Below are 22,912 nucleotides of genomic sequence, written 5' to 3' on the forward strand. Positions count from 1 at the left end.
TGCCGCTGGTTATATCTACTGCTCGTGTCTCGCCTGTGGGCTGCGTTCTTTAGCGCAGTTCCTCAGCTGGCGTGACACCCAAGATACCAAGACCGGCTGCAATCACAACGGCTGTCGAACGCGCTAGGGCGATTTTTGCTTGCGATGTGGCAGAATCGTCGTCCTGAATGAATCTCAGGCTGGTATTCTCGTTGCCACGGTTCCAGAGGCCGTGCAAATCCGATGCCAATTCATACAGATAGAAGGCGATGCGGTGCGGCTCGTTGGTGCGCGCAGCGATTTCCACCAGACGCGGCCATTCCGCAATCTTCTTGAGCAGGTTCAATTCGGCTTCGTGGTCCAGCTTGGTGTGGTCCGCCGCCAGCAGGGTCGCGTCATCGGCCTCGATGCCCGCCTCTGCTGCCTTGCGCAGGACCGAAGCCACACGCGCATGCGCGTACTGCACGTAGAAGACGGGGTTGTCCTTGGACTGTTCCAGAACCTTGTCGAAGTCAAAATCGAGCGGCGCGTCGTTCTTGCGGGTCAACATCACGAAACGGGTCACATCGGGGCCAACCTGCTCGACCACGTCGCGGAGCATGATGAAGGTCCCTGCCCGCTTGGACATCTTGAAGGGTTCACCGTTCTTGAACAGCTTCACCAGCTGGCACAGCTTGATATCGACGGGGACTTTGCCGCCTGACAGCGCGCTGACAGCGGCCTTCATGCGTTTGACATAGCCACCGTGGTCGGCGCCAAAGACGTCGATCAGCAGGTCAAAGCCGCGCTGCACCTTGTCGTAGTGATAGGCGATATCGGGCGCGAAGTAAGTCCACGCGCCGTCCGACTTCTTGATCGGGCGGTCTACGTCGTCGCCATAGTCGGTCGACTTGAAAAGGGTCTGTTCGCGGGGTTCCCAATCCTCGGGCAGCTTGCCTTTGGGGGGCTCCAGCGTGCCGCGATAGATCAGGCCCTTGTCGGTCAGATCCTGAATAGCGCCCTCGATCCGGCCTGTGCCGTAGAGCGATTTCTCGCTGTAGAACACGTCCATCTCAACGCCGAGCATCTTCAGATCCTCGCGAATAAGATCCATCATCGCTTCGGTGGCGAACTCGCGCACTTCGGTCAGCCAGACATCTTCGGGCTGGTCGACAAAAGCGTCGCCGACCTTGTCCTTCAGGTTCGCGCCGACTTCGATCAGGTACTCACCGGGGTATGTGCCGTCTTCGAATGCCACTTCCTGACCGTGGGCCTCAAGGTAGCGCAGGTAGACAGACCGCGCCAGAACGTCGACCTGAGCGCCGCCATCGTTGATGTAGTATTCACGGGTCACGTTGTAGCCGGCAAAGTCCAGCAGGCTCGCCAGCGCATCACCGAAAACCGCACCACGGGTGTGACCGACATGCAGCGGACCGGTGGGGTTCGCGGAAACGTATTCAACGTTCACCTTCTTGCCCGCGCCAAGGTTCGAGCGACCAAACTTGGTGCCACCGTTCAGCACAGCCGCAACCAGCCCCTGCCAGACGGCAGGCGCAAGACGCAGGTTGATAAAACCGGGGCCAGCGACTTCGGCGCTAGTGATGCGATCGTCTGCGGTCAGTTTCTCGACCAGCTTTTCGGCGATGTCCCGGGGCTTGGCTTTGGCAGCCTTGGCCAGCACCATCGCGGCATTGGTTGCCATGTCCCCGTGCAGCGGATCACGCGGCGGCTCCACCGTGACGTTGGCGAAATCGAGGCCCTCGGGCAGCGCGCCCTCGGCCTGCATCTGCCCGAGCGCGGCAAGAACAACAGCGTGAATATCGGTAAAGAGGTTCATAGGTCCAATCCTGTCTGATTGGGGACGGGATGTACCAGCCCTATGCCCCGCGTCAATCCCGAGAGGTAGAATCCTCCTTGGGGGGCAGCATTGCCAACAGGGTCACGCCCGACTTTTCACGCGGGGGATGTTCCGGTCCGAGCAAACGCACGCTCCCGTTTTCGAAAAGCTCCATCATTGGAACCCCGTCGGGACGATCCGCTTCCCATTGTTCGAGCGTGTAATCGTCGGTCAGGTTCGTACGGCCAAAACGCCAGCCTTGGAGCATCAAACTGCTGAGTTCGCGGTGCGTGCGGCCCGAGCCCAATTCACGGCCGCCCAGAGTTACAGGCAGCGTGTGACGGCGGGACTCCTCGCGTGAACGGGCGATCTGCCAGACGTTCTCACGGCCAAACTCGGGGGCCAGATCGGTCGCCACGAGCGTATTGTAGGCGTCATTATCCGTGGCTGCGATGACCTTTTCAAAGGGGACCAAATCCAGCGTATTGTGTGCATCTTCGGACAGGATATCCCCGTAATAGGTGCGCACTCCGGCCTCTCGAGCACTGCGCAGGCGCGATCGATTGCGATCAACGACCAGCACGGGTATCTCGGCATCCTGCAAAGCCTTGGCCAGCGCCGTCGACCAGCGTGATCCCCCCACGATCAACACGCCAGAAGCGCGATCCGCAGTGAGCCCCAGCCAGCCCGCCAATGGCGCCAGAGTAAAACCGTGCCACACCACCGTGGCCGCGACGAGCGCGAACGCGAGCGCCGGAATTTTGGACGCGTCATCATACCCCAATTCCACCAAACGCTCTGCAAAAAGACCTGCAACCGCAACCAAGACCACCCCGCGCGGCCCCGTAAGCGCGATCAAGATGCGCTCTTTCATGGGCACGTCAGATCCCAAAAGAGACACCATGACCGTCACCGGACGGGCCAGCAAAATCACTACGATGATAAAACCCAGCGTGCTCCATTCCATCGCAAACAGGGTGTCGCGGTCCATGTTGGCGGCAAGCAGAATAAAGACGCCGGACACCAGTAGAACGGTCGCGTGTTCTTTGAACCTGCGCAATTCATCGTAGCTGGGAAGCTCTGCGTTGGCGATCACAACGCCCATCACGGTCACTGCCAGCAACCCGCTTTCGTGCAGAACAGCGTCAGAGGCTGCAAAGACTGCCACCAAAACGGTGAACAGCACAGGGACCTTCATGTATTCTGGCACGACCCCGCGGGTGAAACCTTGGGCGATACCCCAACCCGCTGCCAGGCCAAGAATGGTCGCAACGCCGATACCCAACGAAAATTCGGTGACAGCCTCGCCCACTGTTGCGGTGTCTGCCATCACGAGAACCACGGTAAATGCCAGAACAGCCGCCAGCGCGCCCACCGGATCGTTCACGATCGCTTCCCACTGCAGCAGCTTAGCGGGGCGCTGTTGCAACCGCGCCTGACGTAAAAGCGGCGCGATCACGGTTGGCCCAGTGACCACCATAATCCCGCCAAAGACGCTGGACGCCGCCCATCCGAGACCAGCGGTATAATGCAAGGCCGCAGCTGACAGAGCCCACCCAAGGGGCGCCCCGATGAAGACCAACCGCCTGACGCCAACACGCGCCTCTCGCAGTGAATGGAAGTCGAGGGTCAGCCCGCCCTCAAATAGGATAATCGCCACCGCGATGCTGATCATCGGCTTCATCAGCGGGCCGATGTCCCGCGCGGGGTCAAAAATTCCCAGACCTGGCCCGACGATCAGACCAGCCAGCAACATCAGAACAATGGCGGGCATCCGCAGACGCCAGGCCAGCCACTGGCTCCCGACACCCAAGGCTCCAACCAGCGCAATCGCATTTACGGGACCAAGCCCCGCCACTTCACTCGCTACAGCCATGGATGTTCCTTCGTCGTCTTATCGTTGTGCCGGTCCGTGCAGATCCCCTAGCCCCTGTCCACCGCACAGCCGCGCATGCTCTAGCAGTGCGAACCGGTCGGTCATGCCAGAAACATAGTCGGCAACGCTGCGCGCGATCTCTGTCTCACCTTGGTCCCGAACAGCCGCAATCTGGGCCTGCCAGTTCTCTGGCAACATCCGTGGATCGTTCAGATAAGTCTGGAACAGATCGATCGTCACCTGCGTCACGCGCTTGCGCACTTCGACAACAGAAGGGGCGCGGTACATCCGCGTGAACAGGAAACGACGGATGACGTTGATCTGTTCCCTCAGATCGTCAGAAAATGTCACCATTGCAATTCCGGCCATGCGTAATTCTTCGACCGAGCCTGCGCCCGACGCTTTCAGCTTGGCCTGCGCTGTATCGATGACGTCACTGACCATAACCCCAAAGACGCGGCGCAAAGCCTCATAGCGGCGGCGGCGTGGGTCGAGATTGGGGTACTTGGCATCCACCTCGGCATATGCGTCACAGACGATAGGCAGTGCCGCGACCTCTTCTTCGGTAAAGAGCCCTGCCCGCAACCCATCCTGCAGATCGTGGTTATTATAGGCCACATCGTCCGCAATCGCGGCCACTTGCGCCTCGGCGCTGGCGTGGGTGGAAAGCTCCAGATCGTGGCGAGCGTTGTATTCGGCCAAGGCATAGGGGTGCGGCGCGGGCACCGGCCCGTTGTGCTTGGCAATCCCTTCCAGCGTTTCCCACGTCAGGTTCAGCCCGTCGAAATCCGCGTAGTGGGTCTCAAGCTTGGTCACGATCCGCAGGGCTTGGGCATTGTGATCGAACCCGCCAAACGGGGCCATCAACTCGGCCAAGGCGTCTTCACCCGTGTGTCCGAACGGGGTGTGGCCCAGATCGTGCGCCAACGCGACCGCCTCGGTCAGTTCCTGATTCAGACCCAAAGCGCCCGCGATCGTGCGCGCGACTTGGGCAACCTCCAACGAATGGGTCAGTCGGGTGCGGTAATAATCGCCCTCGTGTTCCACAAAGACCTGAGTCTTGTGCTTCAACCGCCGAAATGCGCTGGAATGGAGGATACGGTCCCTGTCCCGCTGGAAACATGACCGGAAGGTGCTGCCTTCTTCCTCAAAAAGCCGGCCGCGACTGCGCGCCGGATCACATGCGTAGGGTGCTTGCATGCCCCCTCCTTGTCGCTTGGTGCTGCACCACATATATTCGAGAAGTCCGCCAATGCAAAAACTTCGGAGATCATTGATGAATCTGCCCCCCAAGGTCACGCCCCGCGCCTTTGACCGCCTGCACGAAATCGGTGCTGCGGCCTCGGGCAAGGCTCTGCGCGTCGCCGTCGAAGGCGGCGGCTGCTCGGGCTTTCAGTACGAGATCAAGCTGGACGAACCCACCGCTGATGATCTGCTGCTCGAAGGCGCCGGAGAAACAGTTGTCGTGGACAGCACCTCTTTGCCGTTCCTCGCAAATGCGGTGATCGATTTCACCGAAGAACTGATCGGCGCGCGCTTTGTGATCGAGAACCCGAATGCCACCAGCTCCTGCGGCTGCGGCACCAGCTTCTCCATGTAAACCGGTTCAGAGCCGCTCGTAAGGGCGTGCGAACACTTCGAAAAATGCGTCAAAGCCAGAACAGGTCGCAGCCGTGTGCAGCCGGTTGAATGCCGGAAAGCTCAGCTGCGGCTCGATCTGCGCCCGCATACTGTGCCAATCGCCAGACCGAGACTGCGACATGCCCCGCAAGACATCCGTCACCTCTCGCAATGGTGACACGTTGGGCAGTGGCAAATGTGCCGAAAACGGGCCCGTTGGCAATTCCAGCTGCATCACGCCGAGCCCTGCCCCATAAGCTGCAGGCTGCGCAGCAAAAAGCAGCATCAAATCGTCGTCGGCCTCTTGCGGCAACGCGCCATCGAACCGCAAACGCGACACCTGCCGGAACAGGTAATTTTCGATGGGTTGCGGAACGGTCATCCCCAGCAAATGACAAACCGAGATGAGTCGCCCCACAGTGATAGGGTCGTCGGCCAAGAACCCGTAGAATAGTCCGTTCTCGACGCTTTTCTGAATCATCGCCATAGACGGCGGCTGCACATCGCCCATCGCGGTCAGAATCGTGATCCCCCGCGCAAGGTCGGCCCCCATCGGCAATTGTGCAAACACATCCGCCCTCGCCAGACGGCGCATCAACCGACCGACCAATGCCTGATCTTCGGCATGACCCAGAGCCGAGGTGTTGCGCTGCCAAAACAACCAACTGACATAAAGCCGTCGATCATCCGATTGCTCTGCTCCCACCAGTTCGCGCGAACGAATCCAGTCGATCATACGCGCTGCCACCTGGCCGGGCATCCCCTGACGCTCCAACTCCAAAGCGATGTGCAAAAGGCGCGGGTATTCTTCGGTTCGGAACTGCAGAATATCAGTGAGCTGCTCGTAGAGTTCTGCAAATTTCTGGATCAAATCCCAGTGGAGCGTAACATTGCAGCGCCGCGCCGCCATAAGCAGATACACAATTTCCGATAGCCACTTGGGGCTTTCAGGCTCGTGCCGATGCTGCAGGATATTGTCGGCCAGTTGCCGCCAAACCAAAGGGGTCTCTACCTTGGGCCGGAATGCAACGATATTGTCCGAGTCAGTCTCGGTAAATGCGGGGCTTACGGAAAACAAAAAACGCTCCAACTCATAAAACCACTCAAGCCGCAAAATACCGGCTACAAGCGTGCAATCGTACAGTTACGGCAATTTGATACCATACTACGACCTTTAGTGTATCCCCTAGTTCTGCCCACCCCATGCAACCAATGGTGGATTTTGTCGGCGCCTGCAATCAAAGCGGTATCGGTAACGCAGGCGGAATGCTTGCCCTTGGCAAGCGGATCAGCGATAGCTGTCCCAAGACCGGAGGGACCCCATGCAAATCGTGACCTACAACATCAACGGGATCAAAGCGCGGATCGAAACGCTGCTCACGTGGCTGCAAGAGGCCAGCCCTGATGTGGTTGCTGTGCAAGAAATCAAATCTGTCGACGAGAACTTCCCCCGCGAGCAAATCGAAGAGCTGGGATATCGTGTCGAAACCCACGGACAGAAAAGCTTTAACGGCGTCGCGATCCTATCGAAGCTTCCGCTTGAAGATGTGACTCGCGGCCTGCCCGGCGATGACAGCGACGAACAAGCGCGCTGGATCGAAGCGACCGTAATTGGCGACAAGACCGCCGTGCGTCTTTGCGCGCTGTACCTGCCGAACGGCAACCCGGCGCCGGGCCCGAAATACGACTACAAGCTGGCTTGGATGGAACGGATGGAGCGCCACGCGGCCCAGATGCTAAAGGACGAGATGCCTTTGGTGATGGCTGGGGATTATAACATCATCCCGCAAGACGAAGACGCCGCCCGCCCGCAAGTTTGGCAAAAAGATGCGCTGGCCCTTCCCCAGAGCCGCGCCGCATTTCGCCGCATTCTGGATTTGGGCTTTACCGAAGCATTCCGCGCCCGCACCTTTGGCGGCGGGCACTATAGTTTTTGGGACTATCAAGCTGGCGCTTGGAACAAGAACGACGGCATTCGGATAGACCACTTCCTGTTGAGCCCAGAGGCCGCTGACCTGCTAACCGACTGCCGCATTGAATCCGAGGCACGCGGCAAGGAAAAGCCGTCGGACCACGTGCCGGTCTGGCTCACGTTGGACGCCTGATTATTTCAGCGCTGGCTCTTGGGTAATGTCATATCCGTAGAGCCAGTCGAACGATCCCACCAGCTTTTGCGGCGCAAGCCGACTGATTAGGCCCATGCCGAAATGCGCACCAAGGCGTAGTGGCATTGATGACAGGTGGTATTTCCACGCATTGCCATTTGCGGCCTCAATGACTTTGGCAGCACGGTCGCGGCGCACCGACTGGTAGGTCGCAAAGGCATCAGTGATACCGGCCCCCTTGGACAGCGATGCGCTCAGCGCATAGGCATCCTCGAGCGCCATATTCGCCCCCTGCGCCAAAAATGGAAGCGTCGGGTGGGCCGCATCGCCAATCAGAACCGCACTGCCTGTATGCCATTTCTCGGCGACCGGATGCCGGAACAGCCCCCACACATTCACATCGCTGATTTGCCCAAGCAACTTTTGCACGTCGTCTCCGAAATCATGAAACGACGCCCGCAGGTTCGATGGGTCATCCGCTTGCGTCCAGCCCTCTGCCGCCCATTGGGCGCGTTCCTTCACCGCGACCACATTCAACATTGTTCCGTCGCGCAGCGGATACACCACCATGTGCCGCTTCGGACCCATATAAACCCGCGCCACAGGCCCCTGCCCAATCACGTTAGGCACAATCGCGCGCCAAGCCACCTGACCGGTAAAGAATGGCGCCTCGGAGCCGTTGATCGCCGGACGCACGACCGAGCGTACGCCGTCAGCGCCAATCAACACCTCTGGCTGGAATTCAGGCCCACACCGCATTTTCATGTTTAACGCATTGTCGAGCGTGACGCTGTCGACCTTCTGCAAGAGGCGCACTTTGACGCCAGCCGAGCGCGCGGCAGAGGCCAGAATGTCGATCAAATCCGCGCGGTGGACAAAGTAATAACCTGTTTCGCCTGCGGTTCGGCGCAGCTTGACCTCGGCGATCACTCCGGGGCGGCGATAATCGCGTAGTTCGACCGCTTGCGCTTCGATCCCGGCAGCGCGGATCGCGTCACCGACCCCCATCGCGTCCAGAACCCGAAGCCCGTTGGGACTGATTTGCAGTCCTGCGCCCACTTCCTTGATGGCCTCGGCCTGTTCGAGCACGGTCACGCAAGCATCCCGACGCGCCAATCCCAAGGATACGGCCAAGCCCGCAATCCCGCCGCCGGCCACCGTAAAGTTCTGGTTCATCCGAGGCATAAGCTATCCACCAAAGTCATCTTCTGCATCGCTCAAAAGCAAAGTGCCGGACCCCATGTGGAATCCGGCACCCGCAAATACAATCACCTATGCGGCGCATTTAGTCGTCGCGGTGTACCTTTTCCCGACGCTCGTGACGCTCTTGCGCCTCGAGAGTCATGGTCGCGATCGGACGCGCATCCAGACGCTTGAGCGAGATCGGTTCGCCGGTCACTTCGCAGTATCCGTATTCCCCTTCGTCGATGCGGCGCAGTGCCGACTCGATCTTGGAAACCAGCTTGCGCTGACGGTCCCGTGTCCGCAGTTCAAGCGCGCGGTCGGTCTCTTCGCTCGCGCGGTCAGTCAGATCCGGAATATTCCGGGTGCTGCCCTGCAGTGTTTCAATCGTTTCCCTGCTGTCTTCGAGGATCTCGTCCTTCCACGCAATCAACTTGCGACGGAAGTACTCGAGCTGGCGTTCATTCATGAACGGCTCATCCTCGGCCGGCTGGTAATCCTCAGGCAGAAAGACCTCTGCTTTCATTTCCGCTCCCCTGATCAAGCCCTCGTCTGAGGTACTTTGTTTGTCAGACATATCGGGCCTCCTTCGCGGTCCACTTAACCTAGACCAAGGGGGATGTCACTACACAAAGCACCCCAGTTTCACCCTGAGAGGCATTCTGTTAACCTCTTTGTTGGCATAGGAAATGTTAGGAAAACATTAATGAAATTCTCTTCGACCGACAAATATGTCGCGCCGGCGGACCTGACAGTTGCAGTAAACGCAGCCATCGCACTGGAACGCCCCCTCTTGGTCAAGGGCGAGCCCGGCACAGGCAAGACGGAACTCGCCAGACAGGTTGCCGCTTCTTTGGGCGTGCCGATGCTGGAATGGGCGGTAAAGTCCACGACGCGGGCACAACAGGGTCTATATGAGTATGACGCAGTGTCCCGTTTGCGCGACAGCCAACTTGGCGATCCGCGCGTCGAGGATGTGTCCCACTATATCCGGAAGGGGAAGCTTTGGCAGGCGTTCGAAGCCGAGGAAAAGGTCGTGCTGCTGATCGACGAAATCGACAAAGCGGATATCGAGTTCCCGAACGACCTGCTGCAAGAGCTCGATAAGATGGAATTCTTTGTCTACGAGACGGGCGAGACAATTAAGGCAAAACAACGGCCAATCGTCATCATTACGTCAAACAATGAGAAGGAATTGCCCGATGCATTCCTGCGCCGGTGCTTTTTCCACTACATCAGCTTCCCCGATACGGAAACAATGCAGCAAATTGTCGACGTTCATTTTCCGGGCATCAAGTCAGCGCTCCTGACCGAAGCACTCACCCAGTTTTACGAGATTCGTGAAACCCCTGGCCTCAAGAAGAAACCCAGCACTTCCGAGGTTTTAGACTGGCTCAAGCTGCTCTTGGCCGAGGACCTGAGCCCGGAAGACATTCGTAGGGATGGAAAAAATGCACTCCCTAGGTTGCACGGAGCACTTTTGAAGAACGAACAGGACGTTCACCTATTTGAAAGGCTGGCTTTTATGCTAAAAGGGAAACGATAGTTACCCTGCCTTACAAATTTCCCAGTTACATCATCATGTGGTCCGCTTTGAAAACGATACCTGACATCACTGAAAACAAGGATGTTGACGTGTTCACAGGTATCCAGAGCGAAGCGGTCCATATTACGAAAGCCCCGACAGAGGGCGACAGAGCGGCACGAGCGATTCGCGGATACTGGCAGGTTTCATCCCAACATTATCGGGTTACCAGTAATGCTTTCTCGCCTGCTCGTGCCAGTTTTTCTGGCAATATCGGCATGTTCGCCGACTCTGTCTTCTTACGATTCCCCAACTCGCGCCTTCACTGCTGACATTGATCTGCCGGAAATGCGGGTGTTCTCAACCCCGCGCGCGCGACCTCCTGCACGGTCCAACGCCGAAATCGCCCGCGATTTCCTAGACCTGACCATGCGCATGGAGAGTGGTCGTTATTTACCCTACTTTACGCGTTTCGAGGGGCCGATCACCGTGGCCGTTCGCGGCACACCGTCACCTACTCTTACGACTGATCTGGGGCGATTGATTTATCGCCTGCGCACCGAAGCTGGACTGGACATTACACAAACCAGCAACCCTGACGCGAGCATCATCGTAAATGCGACGACCCGCAAAGCGATCCAGAAGGTCTTGCCTCAGGCGGCATGTTTTGTTGCGCCAAATGTCAGCACTCTGGCCGAATATCGCCTAGCGCGTCGGACCAAGCTGACCAGTTGGTCCGCGATGAGAGAACGCAAGAAGATCACGATCTTTGTCCCGACGGATGTCAGCCCGCAAGAAACCCGCGACTGCCTGCACGAGGAGTTGTCTCAGGCCTTGGGTCCGCTGAATGACCTCTACCGTCTGGCCGACAGCATCTATAATGACGACAACCTGCACACCGTGCTGACCGGTTTCGACATGCTGATCCTCAAGACGATCTACGCACCGGAACTCCATAGCGGCATGAACCGCCGTCAGGTTGCGAACCGTCTGCCCGAAATTCTGGCACGCCTGAACCCCGCCGGTCAGCGCCCACCGGGCAAGTTGCAGCCCTATACTCCCAAAGAGTGGCGCGAGAACATGATCACCGCCCTCGCCCCCGGTGCCAACATGGGCCAACGCTTGCGCGCTGCCGAAACTGCACTGCAGATCGCCAAGGCGCGGAACCTGACCGACGTGCGAATGGGATACAATTGGTACGCTATCGGCCTGCTGACGGAACGCAGCGATCCAGAACGGTCCTTTGTCGCCTTCCAGAACGCCTACCAGTACTACCAAGCCAATTCGGGCACGGATATTCACAAGGCGCAGGTCGCCTCTCGGATCGGCTCCTATGCCCTGCGCAACGGCAATCCCAGCATGGCCTTGAAGTACATCGAGCCAAGTATATCTGCTGCTATCAAAGGCGAGAACGCCGCCCTTCTGTCGGCCCTGATGCTCTTGCGGTCCGAGGCGCTGATGCGCAACGGCATGGCCACGGACGCCCGTGCCGCACGGGTGGACAGTCTGGGTTGGGCGCGCTACGGCTTTGGATCAGAACGGGAGCTGAAACAGCGCCTGCGTGTCCTCACCGGCTTTAGTCCCTTGTGATGTGCGTGGGCCCTGTAAATGCAGGGCCCGCAGCACTTTCAGGGGGGCACAATGCTTCTAGTTATCGGGATCATGATCTTTGGCGGCGCGATGGGTGGTCTGATCGCCAGCCGTCGCAAGGGCACACGCTCTGACGTTATCCATTACATCGCGACATACGCCGTAATCTTTGCCATCATTGGGGTTTTGGCGCAGGTCATTCTGCTGCGCAACATCAGCTAAAGGACCCGCGATGTTCCTGCCTTTTTTCGACAGTCTCCGTCGACGCGCCGTTCCCGTAACTCTGCGGGAATATCTGGCCTTTCTCGAAGGGATGCAAAAGGGGCTAACCACTTACGATATCGAAAGCTTCTACTACTTCGCCCGCACGGCGATGGTAAAGGACGAGCGCCACCTCGACCGTTTTGACCAAGCCTTCAGCGAGACGTTCAAAGGCATCGAAGACATTCCGAACGACGCGGTTCTGGATGCGCTCGACCTACCCGAAGAATGGCTGCGCAAGATGGCCGAGAAGCACATGACGGAAGAGGAAAAAGCCCAGATCGAAGCTATGGGCGGCTTTGACAAGCTTATGGAGGCGCTGAAAAAGCGTCTCGAAGAGCAGAAGGGGCGGCATCAGGGTGGCAACAAGTGGGTTGGCACGGCAGGCACTTCGCCCTTTGGCGCCTATGGCTACAATCCCGAAGGCGTGCGCATCGGCCAACACGAAAGCCGCCACCGCCGCGCGATCAAGGTTTGGGACAAGCGCGAGTTCCGCAATCTGGATGACTCGGTCGAACTCGGCACCCGCAATATCAAGGTCGCGATGAAGCGATTGCGCAAATGGGCCCGCGATGGCGCCCACGAAGAGTTGGACTTGGACGGCACCATCCGCTCCACCGCCGAACACGGATATCTGGACGTCAAAACGCGCCCCGAGCGGCGCAATGCGGTCAAGGTCGTTCTGTTTCTGGACGTTGGCGGGTCGATGGATGACCACGTGAAGGTCGTGCAGGAACTTTTCAGCGCGGCACGGACCGAGTTCAAGCATCTGGAATATTACTACTTCCACAACTGCCTGTACGAGGGCGTCTGGCGCGATAACGCCCGCCGCTGGACTGAACAGATCCCGACGCACGAGGTGATGAACACCTACGGCTCTGACTACAAATGTATCTTTGTTGGCGACGCCAGCATGAGCCCCTACGAGATCGCAATCCCCGGCGGCGCGAACGAGCACTGGAACGAAGAGCCCGGACAAGTCTGGCTCCAACGCGCCCGCCGCCAGTGGCCCCAGCACCTGTGGATCAATCCGGTGCCTGAGAAATACTGGCCCTACACTCAGTCAATTCACATGATCCGCCAGATCTTCGAAGACCGAATGGTCCCCATGACGCTCGAAGGGATCGAGCGGGGAATGAAGGAATTGGGCCGATGAAACGGCGCATGCGGGACAGCCTGCGCAAGCATCCTGTCCTCTCTGCGATCTTTGCAGTGGCGCTCTTAGCCACAGTCGTCTTTGGCATTCGCATGGTGATGTTCATGGCCCACTGGGGCCCGCCCCCGCCAGACCAGCAACCGATCGAAGGCTGGATGACCCCGCGCTATGTCGCCTTTAGCTGGGACATCCCCAAGCCCGAAATGTTCGCCGTCATGGCTCGGATCACTGGTCTGGATAACCCACCCGATAAACCCATGCCAATCGAGCGGATCGCCGAAAATAGCGGCATGACCACCGCGGCCTTTATTGACGCGCTGGACCAAGAGATTGCCGCCTATCGTGCAGCCAATCCCGATCACGCGGGTGATAGGCCCCATGACTGAAAGCTTCTTTGCGCTCATAACCGATTACGGCGTATGGATCATTCTGGCCTCGACCTATCTCTCTTGTCTTCTGGTGCCGATCCCCAGCTCGATGATGATGCTGGCAGGTGGCGCGCTGGTGTCGGTGGGGGATTTGGTGCTGTGGCAGGTCGTGCTGGCGGCCTATGCTGGCGCAGTTCTCGGGGATCAGAGCGGCTTTGCGATTGGGCAGCGTTCCAGCAAGTTGCTCGCCCAGTTCACGTCGGACAAACCCAAGCGCAAGGCACTGTTCACTAAGGCGCAAAAGGTGGTCGACACCTCTGGCGGAATAGGCGTCTTCTTTAGCACGTGGCTTTTTGCCCCGCTTGGACCGTGGGTCAATATCGCTGCGGGCGCGGCCAGCATGCGTTGGCTGCGGTTCACCTTGTGGGATGCGGCCGGAGAATTGGTCTGGGTCAGCATTTACATCGGGCTCGGCTACAGCTTTGCCACCAGCCTCTCGAGCATTGCAGAGATCGCAAGCAACGCGATCGGCTTTGTCACGGCTGCCCTGATCGCCATCCTTCTTGGACGTTGGCTCCTGCACCGCTCGGTGTGACCTTGACCGCTCATGGAACATTTCCGGTGTCTTGGCTGTTGGGTCCACAACAGAAAGACATAGAAGGATTGTATGTGATGATTAACAAGACAGGCTCCGCAAAATGGACTGGCTCGCTCAAAGAGGGCAAAGGCTACGTCTCGACCGAGTCGGGCGCGCTTGATGATCAACCCTATGGCTTCAACACCCGCTTCGAAGATGGCGCAGGAACCAACCCCGAGGAAATCATCGGGGCGGCACACGCAGCGTGCTTCTCGATGGCGCTGTCTATGATCCTAGGTGAAAATATCCCTGACTCGATCGCGACGACCGCAACCGTCTCGATGGAGAAAGACGGCGAAGGTTTCGCGGTCAAGAAAATCCATTTGGACGTGACTGGCAAGGTCCCCGGCATTACCGCCGAAGAGTTCACCAAGGCGGCCACCACCGCCAAGGACAACTGCCCGATTTCACGCCTGCTGATGGGCGGCACCGCAGAAATCACCATGGACGCCAAGTTCGAGGGCTAAGCCTCGGCTCTTCGCACACAGCGCCCGACGTTTCATCGCGTCGGGCGCTTTTCTTTTGCCATGTGCTGCCCCATCTTATGAGCATGCTCAAGTTCACACCGATCCTGCTCGCGGCACTGTATGCCTTTGCCATGTATCACTTCAGCGCGTGGCGCACGCGCAAAGAACTGGACATGCGGTCCACCGAATTGGCGGATCGCGGGTTGAAACAACTCTGCGATCAGATGGCGGCTGCGCTGGAGCTTCCCCGCATCCGCGTCCACCTCTATGACATCGAGCCGGTGAATGGATTGGCCGCGCCTGACGGGCGCATTTTCATCACCCGTGGTTTCTATGAACGCTACAAAGCCGGAGCCGTCACGGCAGAGGAAATGGCCAGCGTGATCGCCCACGAGATGGGACACGTCGCTCTTGGGCATACACGGAAACGGATGATCGATTTCTCGGGACAGAATGCGCTGCGCACGGCGCTTGCGATGGTGCTGAGCCGGTTTTTGCCCGGGATCGGAGTGATGATTGCGAACGCCATGGCCAGCATGCTCGCTGCGCGCCTGTCCCGCAATGACGAGTACGAGGCCGACGCTTATGCCTCTGCCCTGCTGGTCAAAGCAGGCATCGGCACGGGACCGCAAAAATCCCTATTTCACAAGCTGGATGAACTGACCCAGAGCCGCGCAGGCGTCATGCCCGCTTGGCTGATGAGCCACCCGAAAACCCCCGACCGCATCGCCGCGATTGAGGCCAACGAACGCCGCTGGAAAGTTTAACCCAGCCGCTTGCCCAGACGGGGCATCCGCGCCTTTTTCATCAGCGGTCGGATGTCGCGGGGGGCGTCGTCCATGTGTTCAGCGGCAGCGCGGACGGTTTCAACAACCTGCCCCACGGCTTCGGGCGCGTCGTCGCACAAACGTAGCATGAATTGGTCGCTGTCCAGACGTTCGATCCCCTCTTCCGCCAGCGTATGGCGGGGGAAATCCTTGGCGTTCAGGGTGACGATGATGTCCGCATTCCCTTTGATCGCGGCGGCCAGCACATGCAGGTCGCCACTGTCAGGCAGGTACAAACGCTGCTCAATGTGCTCGAATTCTTGCACTGAGGCTTCGGGGAAAGCACCCCGCAGCAGGGCAATCTCGCCCTCTGCCTGCATCCCGTCGACGGGACCGGACCGGGCAGCCGCACGACGCCATTCCTCTAGGATCCGGTCGGACCAGAGCGGCTGATAGAGGCCCGCCTTGGCAGACCCGATCAGCACTTCGCGCATCACCGTCGGATAAAGGACACAGGCGTCGAGCAGGACCTTCATACGCGGTAGAAGAGCGCTTTGAGGTATCCGGTTTCCGCCAATTGCGGCAGCAGTGGATGGTCGGGTCCGGCATAGCCTGTGTAGATCAGCTGCCCGATGCGCCCTGCCCGACCAATACCGCGGGTACAGGCCCCACGGAACTTCGCCAGATCGGCGGCATGGGAACAGGAGCACAGGCCGATATAGCCGCCCTCTTTGACCAGCGGGGTCGCCAGTCGCGCCACACGTTCATAGGCCCGCAGACCAGCATCCAGCGCCTTTTTCGACGGGGCAAAGGCGGGCGGATCACAGATGACCACATCGAACTGCTCACCCTCTTCGGCCAGCGCCTCAAGCGTCGAAAAGGCATCGCCCTTGCGGGTCGCGAACCGGTCGCCAAAGCCCGACGCGGCAGCCCCCTGCTCTGCCAATTCCAGCGCGGGGGCAGAGCCGTCCACGGCCAAAGCCGAGGTCGCGCCGCCCGCCAGCATCGCCAAACCAAAGCCGCCTACGTGGCTGAACACGTCCAGCACGCGGCCGCCATTCGCCAGCTGCGCAGCAAAGGCGTGGTTCGGACGCTGGTCGTAGAACAGGCCGGTTTTCTGCCCGCCCATTACGTCCGCCATATAGGTCGCGCCATTCATGGGTACGGGGATCGGTGCCTCTGGCGCAGTACCAAGAGTAACCTCGGTCACCTCTTCCAGCCCCTCGAGGGTGCGCGCACGGCCCGTCCCGTTCTTGATCACGGTGGTCACGCCGGTCACGTCCACCAGCGCCTGCGCCAGTTCGGTAAAGCGCACATCAGCCCAAGCCGCGTTCGGCTGCACAACAGCCACATCCCCGAACCGGTCAATCACAACACCGGGCAGGCCATCGGCTTCGGCGTGGACCAGACGGTAGAACGGCTGATCGTACAGGCGCGCGCGATGCGAATAGGCCCGCTGAAGACGCGCGGTGAACCATGCCTGATCGACCGCAGTCTCGGTGTCGCGGTCCAGCATCCGCGCTATGATCCGGCTGTTCGGGTTCACGGTCACAAGGCCCAAAGGCTTGCGTTCGTTGTCCTCCAGAACGGCCAGCGATCCGGCCTCCAGATTGCGGGTCCGGCGGTCGGTCACCAGTTCGTTGTCATACACCCAAGGGAAGCCGTGGCGGATGGCGCGGGCTTCGGCATTGGGCTTCAGGCGGATTGTGGGGTATGCTTGGGTCATGTGCGCCCTCTACTCCGGTTCCGGTGCTGCGAAAAGATCAATCTGCACGAAGGTTTTACATCGCGCTTCTTGTTAGCGCTAACTTAATTTGATATACGGCGCCCAACAGGACGCTACAGGAGCTACCCATGCCCTTGAATAACACGATCCACGACGTCACCCAGCGCATCCGCGAACGCTCTGCAGACCGCCGTGCCAAGTACATGGACCAGATGAAGCGCGCCGCCGACCAAGGCCCCGCTCGCGCCCACCTGACCTGCGGGAACCAAGCCCACGCTTATGCTGCCATGGGTGACGACAAAGCCTCTTTGGCCGAGGGCCGCGCGCCGAACATTGGTGTCGTGACCGCCTACAACGACATGCTGTCCGCGCACCAGCCCTACGAGCGTTACCCTGAACTGATCCGCCAAACCGCCCGCAAAGTCGGGGCGACTGCGCAGGTCGCAGGCGGCGTGCCTGCCATGTGTGATGGCGTGACCCAAGGTCAGACCGGCATGGAACTCTCGCTCTTCTCGCGCGACGTCATCGCATTGGCGTCTGGCGTGGCTCTGTCCCACAACACCTTTGACGCGGCACTCTACCTTGGCGTCTGTGACAAGATCGTGCCCGGTCTGATTATCGCCGCCGCCACCTTTGGGCATATCCCCGGCATTTTCCTGCCCGCAGGTCCCATGGTCAGCGGTCTGCCCAACGACGAAAAAGCCAAGGTGCGCCAGCAATTCGCCACGGGCGAAGTGGGCCGCGACAAGCTGATGGAAGCCGAGATGGCCAGCTATCACGGTCCGGGCACCTGCACCTTCTACGGCACGGCAAACACCAACCAGATGCTGATGGAATTCATGGGCCTGCACATGCCCGGCAGTTCTTTCGTGAACCCGAACACGCCCCTGCGCGACGCCCTGACCGTCGCTGGCGTCGAACGCGCCGCTGCGATCACTCAACTGGGCAACGAATATACTCCGGTCTGCGACGTTCTGGACGAGCGCGCCTTTGTGAACGGGATCGTCGGCCTGATGGCGACCGGTGGCTCAACCAACCTCGTGCTGCACCTGCCAGCTATGGCCCGCGCGGCTGGGGTCGAACTGACGCTGGAAGATTTCGACCAACTGTCTTCGGTCGTCCCCCTGATGGCCAAAGTCTACCCGAATGGTCTGGCAGACGTGAACCACTTCCACGCGGCTGGTGGTCTTGGCTACATGATCGGCGAGCTGCTCGACAACGGCCTGCTGCATGACGACACCCAGACCATCGCCGGTCAGGGCCTGTCGCGCTACACCGAAGAGCCCAAGCTGGTCGACGACAGCCTGACATGGGTCGAAGGGCCCAAAGAGACCCAGAACGACAAAATCCTGCGCCCCGTCGAAACCGCCTTCCAACCCACCGGCGGCCTAAAGCAGCTGGCAGGCAACCTCGGCACCGGCATCATGAAGGTGTCCGCCGTTGCCCCCGAGCGTCACATCATCGAAGCCAAAGCCCGCGTATTCCACGAACAAGCTGATGTGCGCAAAGCCTTCCAAGCTGGTGAATTCACCGAAGACACCATCGTCGTCGTCCGCTTCCAAGGCCCGCAGGCCAACGGGATGCCGGAACTGCACAGCCTGACCCCGACCCTCGCCGTTCTGCAGGATCGCGGACTCAAGGTCGCGCTGGTCACCGACGGCCGCATGTCCGGCGCGTCTGGCAAGGTACCCGCAGCGATCCACGTCAGCCCCGAAGCATCTCTTGGCGGACCACTCGCCCGCGTCCGCGACGGCGACCTGCTGCGCGTCGACGCCAAGACCGGCAAGATCGACTGCCTAGAAGCCGATTTCGACACACGCGAGGCAGTTGTCGCCGACCTGACCGCCAACAAGTCGGGCATCGGCCGCGAGCTTTTCGAAGCCTTCCGCCAAAACGTTGGCCTTGCGTCGAACGGCGCAGCGGTCATCGTCTGACACTGCCAACGTCTGCCTTTGGCGATATGAGTATTTGGACAAAGCAGAATGCCCTGTTTCTTTTTGCCCCCAATACTCCCGCCGGAGGCACGCCACCCCAACCGATTTCGACCCAGAGGACCATTCCATGACCCCCGCAGAAGCCAGCGCAAAATCCCTCGAAATCTGCCGCAAGGCCCCTGTGATCCCTGTTCTGGTGATCGACGATCTGGCCCATGCACGCCCCTTGGCCGAGGCGCTGGTCAAGGGCGGTCTGCCAGTGCTCGAAGTGACCCTGCGCACCCCCATTGCGCTAGAAGCAATCCGCGAAATGGCGCAGGTCGAGGGCGGTATCGTCGGCGCGGGCACTTTGCTAACGCCCGCAGATGTCAAAGCCGCCAAGGAAGCAGGAGCTCTGTTCGGCGTGTCCCCCGGCGCGACAGACATCCTGCTGGACGCGTGCGAAGCGGCGGACCTACCCCTGCTGCCCGGCGCGGCGACCGCATCCGAAGCGATGTCGCTGCTCGAGCGTGGCTACACCGTCCAGAAATTCTTCCCTGCCGAAGCCAACGGCGGCGCCAAAGCGCTAAAGGCCATCGGCGCGCCGATCCCTCAGGTCACGTTCTGCCCCACTGGCGGTGTCAGCCTGAAGAATGCGCCCGACTATCTGGGTCTGGCCAACACTGCTTGCGTTGGCGGCAGCTGGGTTGCCCCCAAGGATATGATGATCGCTGGGGACTGGGACGGCATCGTAGCGCTCGCGCAAGAGGCCGCGCAGCTGCCACGCTAAGGGCAATCCCGAACAAAACAAAACGCGGTGCTCATCGGGCGCCGCGTTTTTCTATGTCCAAAGCTCAGGCGCGTGGACGCGACCGCCATCCCCCGCGCCGTTTGGGCCTGTCAGAGGTCGCGAGTCCTTCTTTCAGCACTGTGGTCATCGGGTGCTGTGCCTCCTGACCATACCTCTCCAACAGCTGGCCGATCACCTGCTGCAGATCATCCGTCGGCACGCTGAGCGCCCAATCCAGAAAAATGCTACGACATTCGGCCAGTGTGATCCCGTCAATCCTGTAGGCCTCGCGGATCAGGCCTTTGGGGTCATTGGGATCCTTCTCGGTGGTCATGCGGGGGCGTCCTTTGCGCGTGCGGCCAATACCGCGTCGATGTGTTTTGCTGCAGTGACATAGCCCTCGGACAACCGCTGTTCCAGTTGCGGCATATTTTGGCAATCACAGACGCTGAGCAGAAATTGTTCGCCCCCGCTGCCGATCTTGGCCGGCTCCAATCGGCCATCCCCCAAGAGCCGCGTGGCGACCTGCACCTGCCACAGCTGGCGATAAATCTGACACAACGACCGAGCCTCTGCGTCGGTCATCCAACCCAAGGAGCAGGCGGCGGTCAAACCGTCCGCCACACTGCGATTGGCCTGCCCAGAGAGCAACGTTGCCGCTTGAGCAAAGAGTTCGATGTCCTGCATCCGGCCATCGCCTACTTTGACGTCCCACAGGCTGGCAGGAGTCTTCGCAGCCCTGATCCGTGCGCGCATGTCAGCCACATCCCGTAAAACGGCGCCCTCGTCCCGTTCTTTGGCGATCAGCTCTTGGCGGAATGCTTCGATATCCTCGGACAATCCTGCACCACCGACGACCACCGCCGCGCGGGTCAGAGCCAGATGCTCCCATGTCCAAGCCTCGGTTTTCTGATAGATTTGGAAGGCGTCCCAACTGGTCGCCACCGGCCCCTGATTGCCCGAGGGCCGCAGGCGCATGTCCATCTCGTATAGACGCCCTTCGGACATGGGCGCGGTCATCGCGGTCACCAAAGCCTGTGTCAGACGGGCAAAATAGGTCCGAACGTGCAACGGCCGCTTGCCCGTCGACTCCTCGGCGCCTTCGGGATCGTAAATGACAATGACGTCCAGATCCGACGTCGCCGTCTGCATGCAAGCGCCAAGGCTGCCCATGCCCAGAACCGCCGCGCCGCGGCCGGGCGCAGGGCCGTGCTTGCGGGCAAACTCTGTCTGTACGGCGGGGAACAGTCCCGCCAAGGTCGCAGCAGCAAGGTCAGCATATTCGCGGCCCGCTTCTTCGGCTGAGATAAGCCCGCGCAACAGGTGCACACCAATTCGGAAGTGCCATTCCTTGGTCCAACGGCGCGTGTCGTCCAGTTGCCGCTCGTAGTCCCCCTCTGCCGCTTGCAGGCGCGATGTCAGCTCTTGGCTCAGCGCCTCCCGCCCGGGCCAAGGATCAAAGAAACTGCCGCCGATCACCCCATCCAGCACACCTGCGTTGCGCGACAGATACCGTGCCAAAGCTTGGGCTGTGCTGGCGATGTCGACGATCAGATCAACCAGATGCGGATTGGCCTCAAACAGCGAAAAGAGCTGCACGCCCGCAGGAAGGCCGGACAGGAATCCGTCAAAGGCAATCATCGCCTCGTCAGGCTTCGGAGAGGCACTGAGCTTGGTCAAAATTTCCGGCTTCAACCGCTCGAAAATCTCGACCGCGCGCGCGGAACGCAAGGCTGGGTATGTTTTCCAGCGCTCCACGATCTCGTGGTCCAGCGTCGCGGCCTCTTCACAGGGTTTGGATGGGGCGTCTGGGGCAAAGAAATCTTCGGTGAGATCATGGACGGCAGAAAGCCGGTCCCGCAACTCTTGCTCCAGCGCGGGTGTGTCCATGTCCATCATCGCCGCGATCCGGTCCAGCTCTTCGGGCGCCGTCGGCAAAGTATGGGTTTGTGCGTCGTTCACCATCTGCAGTCGGTGCTCGACCTCTCGGTGAAAGCGATAGTGGCTCGTCAGGGTGTCGGCCACATCGGGGGTGATCCACCCCTTCTGGGCCAGCACCTGTAGGCCTGACACTGTGCCACGAACGCGCAGCTCGGGATCACGCCCACCAGCGATCAGCTGGCGCGTTTGGGTGAAGAACTCGATCTCGCGAATACCGCCGCGTCCAAGCTTCATATTGTGGCCAGGCAGGCTGACAGGACCGTGCAGACCTTTGTGGTTGCGGATCGCCAGACGCATATCATGCGCGTCCTGAATGGCCGCAAAGTCCAAGTGCTTGCGCCAGACAAACGGGGTCAAGGTTTTCAAGAACCCGAGCCCGGCGTCGATATCGCCCGCGCAAGGGTAAGCTTTGATATAGGCAGCGCGCTCCCACGTGCGGCCTAGGCTTTCGTAATACCGTTCTGCGGCCTCCATCGGCATGCACACCGGCGTCACACCCGAATCGGGGCGCAAACGCAGGTCGGTGCGAAAGACATAGCCATCCGCCGTATTGTCCGAGAGCATTGCACACATTTTGCGCGTGGCGCGGATCAGCGCCGCGCGGGCATCAAGGTAGTCATCACGGGAGTACTTTGTCTCGTCGAACAGACAGATCAAGTCGATGTCAGAGCTGTAGTTCAGCTCTCCGGCGCCCATTTTGCCCATGGCCAGTGCCACCATGCCACCCGCCAGCTCCACGTCATCCTCGGTCATGCCGGGCAATTTTCCCCGCCGGATTTCGGCGCCGACGCAGGCTGTCATCGCCAAATGGGTCGCCAGCCCAGCAAAATCCGTCAGCGCACCCGTCACCTCTTCCAGCGTCCAAACACCCCCTAGATCCGCAAGCGCAGTCAGCAGTGCCACCCGCCGTTTGCCCTGCCTCAGGGCCCCTGACCGTTGATCGGGCGCGGTTGCCCTCAGCCAATCAAACTCTGCGGCCAGTGCGCCCTCTGGGTCTGACACAGCCTCGGCAATCCAATCGGTTTCCTTCGCCAGAAGGCCGCGCAAATATGGGCTGCACCCGGCAGTCCCTTCGATCAGGGCGCGGGTCTCTGGCGGCAACATCGGGAACAGAGCAGCCCCTTCGGCCCCACGTTCGGGATTGAAGGGGCGCGGCGTGCGGGTCATACGGGATGCGAATGTCATGAGCGCAT

The 22,912-nt window shown here is 60.0% G+C and carries 22 protein-coding genes; 12 read left to right on the plus strand and 10 right to left on the minus strand.

All coding sequences use genetic code 11. From position 1 onward, the window contains the following. Window positions 1-49 precede the first annotated feature (49 nt). From argS to BM225_RS03435, 3 genes are read right to left on the minus strand one after another with little or no spacing between them, the layout of a single operon-like run. Entirely contained in the window at window positions 50-1,795 is a 1,746-nt protein-coding gene (gene argS, locus BM225_RS03425; RefSeq protein ID WP_072706972.1) for an arginine--tRNA ligase, read from the minus strand. A 52-nt stretch (window positions 1,796-1,847) separates the two neighbouring features. Continuing rightward, window positions 1,848-3,671 (minus strand): cation:proton antiporter, encoded by a 1,824-nt coding sequence (locus BM225_RS03430; RefSeq protein ID WP_092463848.1) that lies wholly within the window; start codon window positions 3,669-3,671, stop codon window positions 1,848-1,850. An 18-nt stretch (window positions 3,672-3,689) separates the two neighbouring features. After that, complete coding sequence (locus BM225_RS03435; RefSeq protein WP_072706974.1) at window positions 3,690-4,871, minus strand: deoxyguanosinetriphosphate triphosphohydrolase; 1,182 nt, start codon at window positions 4,869-4,871, stop codon at window positions 3,690-3,692. 76 nt (window positions 4,872-4,947) lie between these two features. On the opposite strand from BM225_RS03435, the gene BM225_RS03440 reads away from it, so the two are divergent. Continuing rightward, window positions 4,948-5,271, plus strand: a complete 324-nt coding sequence (locus BM225_RS03440; RefSeq protein WP_072706975.1) for a HesB/IscA family protein — start codon at window positions 4,948-4,950, stop codon at window positions 5,269-5,271. 6 nt (window positions 5,272-5,277) lie between these two features. Here BM225_RS03440 and BM225_RS03445 read toward each other — a convergent pair whose 3' ends face one another. Then, entirely contained in the window at window positions 5,278-6,369 is a 1,092-nt protein-coding gene (locus BM225_RS03445; RefSeq protein ID WP_143095341.1) for a DUF6902 family protein, read from the minus strand. A gap of 244 nt (window positions 6,370-6,613) precedes the next feature. Here BM225_RS03445 and xth point away from each other — a divergent pair, with 244 nt between their 5' ends. Next, window positions 6,614-7,396 carry an exodeoxyribonuclease III gene (xth, locus tag BM225_RS03450; protein ID WP_072706977.1) on the plus strand — a complete coding sequence of 261 codons (783 nt, stop codon included), beginning with the start codon at window positions 6,614-6,616 and terminating at the stop codon, window positions 7,394-7,396. Here xth and BM225_RS03455 read toward each other — a convergent pair whose 3' ends face one another. Together BM225_RS03455 and dksA are read right to left on the minus strand one after the other, a co-directional pair. Further along, complete coding sequence (locus BM225_RS03455) at window positions 7,397-8,581, minus strand: FAD-dependent monooxygenase (RefSeq protein ID WP_072706978.1); 1,185 nt, start codon at window positions 8,579-8,581, stop codon at window positions 7,397-7,399. Window positions 8,582-8,681: 100 nt separating this feature from the next. Next, the gene (gene dksA / locus BM225_RS03460; RefSeq protein ID WP_072706979.1) at window positions 8,682-9,155 is read right to left on the minus strand and encodes an RNA polymerase-binding protein DksA; all 474 of its coding nucleotides are present in this window, start codon (window positions 9,153-9,155) and stop codon (window positions 8,682-8,684) included. A 129-nt stretch (window positions 9,156-9,284) separates the two neighbouring features. Here dksA and BM225_RS03465 point away from each other — a divergent pair, with 129 nt between their 5' ends. The 8 genes from BM225_RS03465 (at window position 9,285) to BM225_RS03495 (ending at window position 15,349) form a co-directional block, all read left to right on the plus strand. Further along, complete coding sequence (locus tag BM225_RS03465) at window positions 9,285-10,124, plus strand: AAA family ATPase (protein WP_072706980.1); 840 nt, start codon at window positions 9,285-9,287, stop codon at window positions 10,122-10,124. 327 nt (window positions 10,125-10,451) lie between these two features. Continuing rightward, complete coding sequence (locus BM225_RS03470; protein ID WP_245780407.1) at window positions 10,452-11,693, plus strand: DUF2927 domain-containing protein; 1,242 nt, start codon at window positions 10,452-10,454, stop codon at window positions 11,691-11,693. Window positions 11,694-11,744: 51 nt separating this feature from the next. Beyond that, window positions 11,745-11,915 (plus strand): apolipoprotein acyltransferase, encoded by a 171-nt coding sequence (locus BM225_RS21545; RefSeq protein ID WP_143095342.1) that lies wholly within the window; start codon window positions 11,745-11,747, stop codon window positions 11,913-11,915. A gap of 10 nt (window positions 11,916-11,925) precedes the next feature. Then, window positions 11,926-13,110 (plus strand): vWA domain-containing protein, encoded by a 1,185-nt coding sequence (locus tag BM225_RS03475; RefSeq protein WP_072706982.1) that lies wholly within the window; start codon window positions 11,926-11,928, stop codon window positions 13,108-13,110. Continuing rightward, complete coding sequence (locus tag BM225_RS03480) at window positions 13,107-13,496, plus strand: hypothetical protein (RefSeq protein ID WP_072706983.1); 390 nt, start codon at window positions 13,107-13,109, stop codon at window positions 13,494-13,496. Before BM225_RS03475 ends, BM225_RS03480 begins: the two co-directional genes overlap by 4 nt. Continuing rightward, window positions 13,489-14,073: a DedA family protein gene (locus tag BM225_RS03485; RefSeq protein ID WP_072706984.1), complete on the plus strand. Its 585-nt coding sequence runs from the start codon at window positions 13,489-13,491 to the stop codon at window positions 14,071-14,073. Before BM225_RS03480 ends, BM225_RS03485 begins: the two co-directional genes overlap by 8 nt. A 77-nt stretch (window positions 14,074-14,150) precedes the next feature. After that, on the plus strand, window positions 14,151-14,582 hold the full coding sequence (locus tag BM225_RS03490; RefSeq protein ID WP_072706985.1) for an OsmC family protein: 432 nt from the start codon (window positions 14,151-14,153) through the stop codon (window positions 14,580-14,582). Window positions 14,583-14,665: 83 nt separating this feature from the next. Then, the gene (locus tag BM225_RS03495; protein WP_072707264.1) at window positions 14,666-15,349 is read left to right on the plus strand and encodes a M48 family metallopeptidase; all 684 of its coding nucleotides are present in this window, start codon (window positions 14,666-14,668) and stop codon (window positions 15,347-15,349) included. Here BM225_RS03495 and BM225_RS03500 read toward each other — a convergent pair. Next, window positions 15,346-15,885 (minus strand): RSP_2648 family PIN domain-containing protein, encoded by a 540-nt coding sequence (locus BM225_RS03500; protein WP_072706986.1) that lies wholly within the window; start codon window positions 15,883-15,885, stop codon window positions 15,346-15,348. The two genes, BM225_RS03495 and BM225_RS03500, sit on opposite strands and share 4 nt — an antisense overlap. Next, window positions 15,882-17,075 (minus strand): RSP_2647 family RNA methyltransferase, encoded by a 1,194-nt coding sequence (locus BM225_RS03505; RefSeq protein ID WP_072706987.1) that lies wholly within the window; start codon window positions 17,073-17,075, stop codon window positions 15,882-15,884. Before BM225_RS03505 ends, BM225_RS03500 begins: the two co-directional genes overlap by 4 nt. Before the next feature lie 128 nt (window positions 17,076-17,203). Between BM225_RS03505 and edd the strand changes: the two genes are divergently transcribed. Together edd and eda are read left to right on the plus strand one after the other, a co-directional pair. After that, a complete protein-coding gene (gene edd, locus BM225_RS03510) occupies window positions 17,204-19,009 on the plus strand; it encodes a phosphogluconate dehydratase (RefSeq protein WP_072706988.1) in 1,806 nt (601 codons plus the stop codon). Window positions 19,010-19,136: 127 nt separating this feature from the next. Beyond that, window positions 19,137-19,778 carry a bifunctional 4-hydroxy-2-oxoglutarate aldolase/2-dehydro-3-deoxy-phosphogluconate aldolase gene (gene eda / locus BM225_RS03515; RefSeq protein ID WP_072706989.1) on the plus strand — a complete coding sequence of 214 codons (642 nt, stop codon included), beginning with the start codon at window positions 19,137-19,139 and terminating at the stop codon, window positions 19,776-19,778. A gap of 64 nt (window positions 19,779-19,842) precedes the next feature. On the opposite strand, the gene BM225_RS03520 is transcribed toward eda, so the two are convergent. Further along, the gene (locus tag BM225_RS03520; RefSeq protein ID WP_072706990.1) at window positions 19,843-20,112 is read right to left on the minus strand and encodes a hypothetical protein; all 270 of its coding nucleotides are present in this window, start codon (window positions 20,110-20,112) and stop codon (window positions 19,843-19,845) included. After that, a complete protein-coding gene (locus BM225_RS03525) occupies window positions 20,109-22,904 on the minus strand; it encodes a [protein-PII] uridylyltransferase family protein (RefSeq protein WP_072706991.1) in 2,796 nt (931 codons plus the stop codon). The genes BM225_RS03520 and BM225_RS03525 overlap by 4 nt, the downstream gene beginning before the upstream one ends. Window positions 22,905-22,912: the final 8 nt, after the last annotated feature.

Origin of the sequence: Donghicola eburneus, assembly GCF_900115865.1 — a bacterium.
GTDB classification, from domain to species: Bacteria; Pseudomonadota; Alphaproteobacteria; order Rhodobacterales; family Rhodobacteraceae; genus Donghicola; species Donghicola eburneus.

Coding starts and splice junctions, on each gene's coding strand:
- BM225_RS03490 (WP_072706985.1), top strand. CDS start 14,151: ATGATTAACAAGACAGGCTCCGCAAAATGGACTGGCTCGCTCAAAGAG.
- dksA (WP_072706979.1), bottom strand. CDS start 9,155: ATGTCTGACAAACAAAGTACCTCAGACGAGGGCTTGATCAGGGGAGCG.
- BM225_RS03495 (WP_072707264.1), top strand. CDS start 14,666: ATGCTCAAGTTCACACCGATCCTGCTCGCGGCACTGTATGCCTTTGCC.
- BM225_RS03525 (WP_072706991.1), bottom strand. CDS start 22,904: ATGACATTCGCATCCCGTATGACCCGCACGCCGCGCCCCTTCAATCCC.
- BM225_RS03455 (WP_072706978.1), bottom strand. CDS start 8,581: ATGCCTCGGATGAACCAGAACTTTACGGTGGCCGGCGGCGGGATTGCG.
- BM225_RS03505 (WP_072706987.1), bottom strand. CDS start 17,075: ATGACCCAAGCATACCCCACAATCCGCCTGAAGCCCAATGCCGAAGCC.
- BM225_RS03500 (WP_072706986.1), bottom strand. CDS start 15,885: ATGAAGGTCCTGCTCGACGCCTGTGTCCTTTATCCGACGGTGATGCGC.
- BM225_RS03485 (WP_072706984.1), top strand. CDS start 13,489: ATGACTGAAAGCTTCTTTGCGCTCATAACCGATTACGGCGTATGGATC.
- BM225_RS03475 (WP_072706982.1), top strand. CDS start 11,926: ATGTTCCTGCCTTTTTTCGACAGTCTCCGTCGACGCGCCGTTCCCGTA.
- BM225_RS21545 (WP_143095342.1), top strand. CDS start 11,745: ATGCTTCTAGTTATCGGGATCATGATCTTTGGCGGCGCGATGGGTGGT.
- argS (WP_072706972.1), bottom strand. CDS start 1,795: ATGAACCTCTTTACCGATATTCACGCTGTTGTTCTTGCCGCGCTCGGG.
- edd (WP_072706988.1), top strand. CDS start 17,204: ATGCCCTTGAATAACACGATCCACGACGTCACCCAGCGCATCCGCGAA.
- BM225_RS03435 (WP_072706974.1), bottom strand. CDS start 4,871: ATGCAAGCACCCTACGCATGTGATCCGGCGCGCAGTCGCGGCCGGCTT.
- BM225_RS03480 (WP_072706983.1), top strand. CDS start 13,107: ATGAAACGGCGCATGCGGGACAGCCTGCGCAAGCATCCTGTCCTCTCT.
- xth (WP_072706977.1), top strand. CDS start 6,614: ATGCAAATCGTGACCTACAACATCAACGGGATCAAAGCGCGGATCGAA.
- BM225_RS03520 (WP_072706990.1), bottom strand. CDS start 20,112: ATGACCACCGAGAAGGATCCCAATGACCCCAAAGGCCTGATCCGCGAG.
- BM225_RS03470 (WP_245780407.1), top strand. CDS start 10,452: ATGCGGGTGTTCTCAACCCCGCGCGCGCGACCTCCTGCACGGTCCAAC.
- eda (WP_072706989.1), top strand. CDS start 19,137: ATGACCCCCGCAGAAGCCAGCGCAAAATCCCTCGAAATCTGCCGCAAG.
- BM225_RS03465 (WP_072706980.1), top strand. CDS start 9,285: ATGAAATTCTCTTCGACCGACAAATATGTCGCGCCGGCGGACCTGACA.
- BM225_RS03430 (WP_092463848.1), bottom strand. CDS start 3,671: ATGGCTGTAGCGAGTGAAGTGGCGGGGCTTGGTCCCGTAAATGCGATT.
- BM225_RS03440 (WP_072706975.1), top strand. CDS start 4,948: ATGAATCTGCCCCCCAAGGTCACGCCCCGCGCCTTTGACCGCCTGCAC.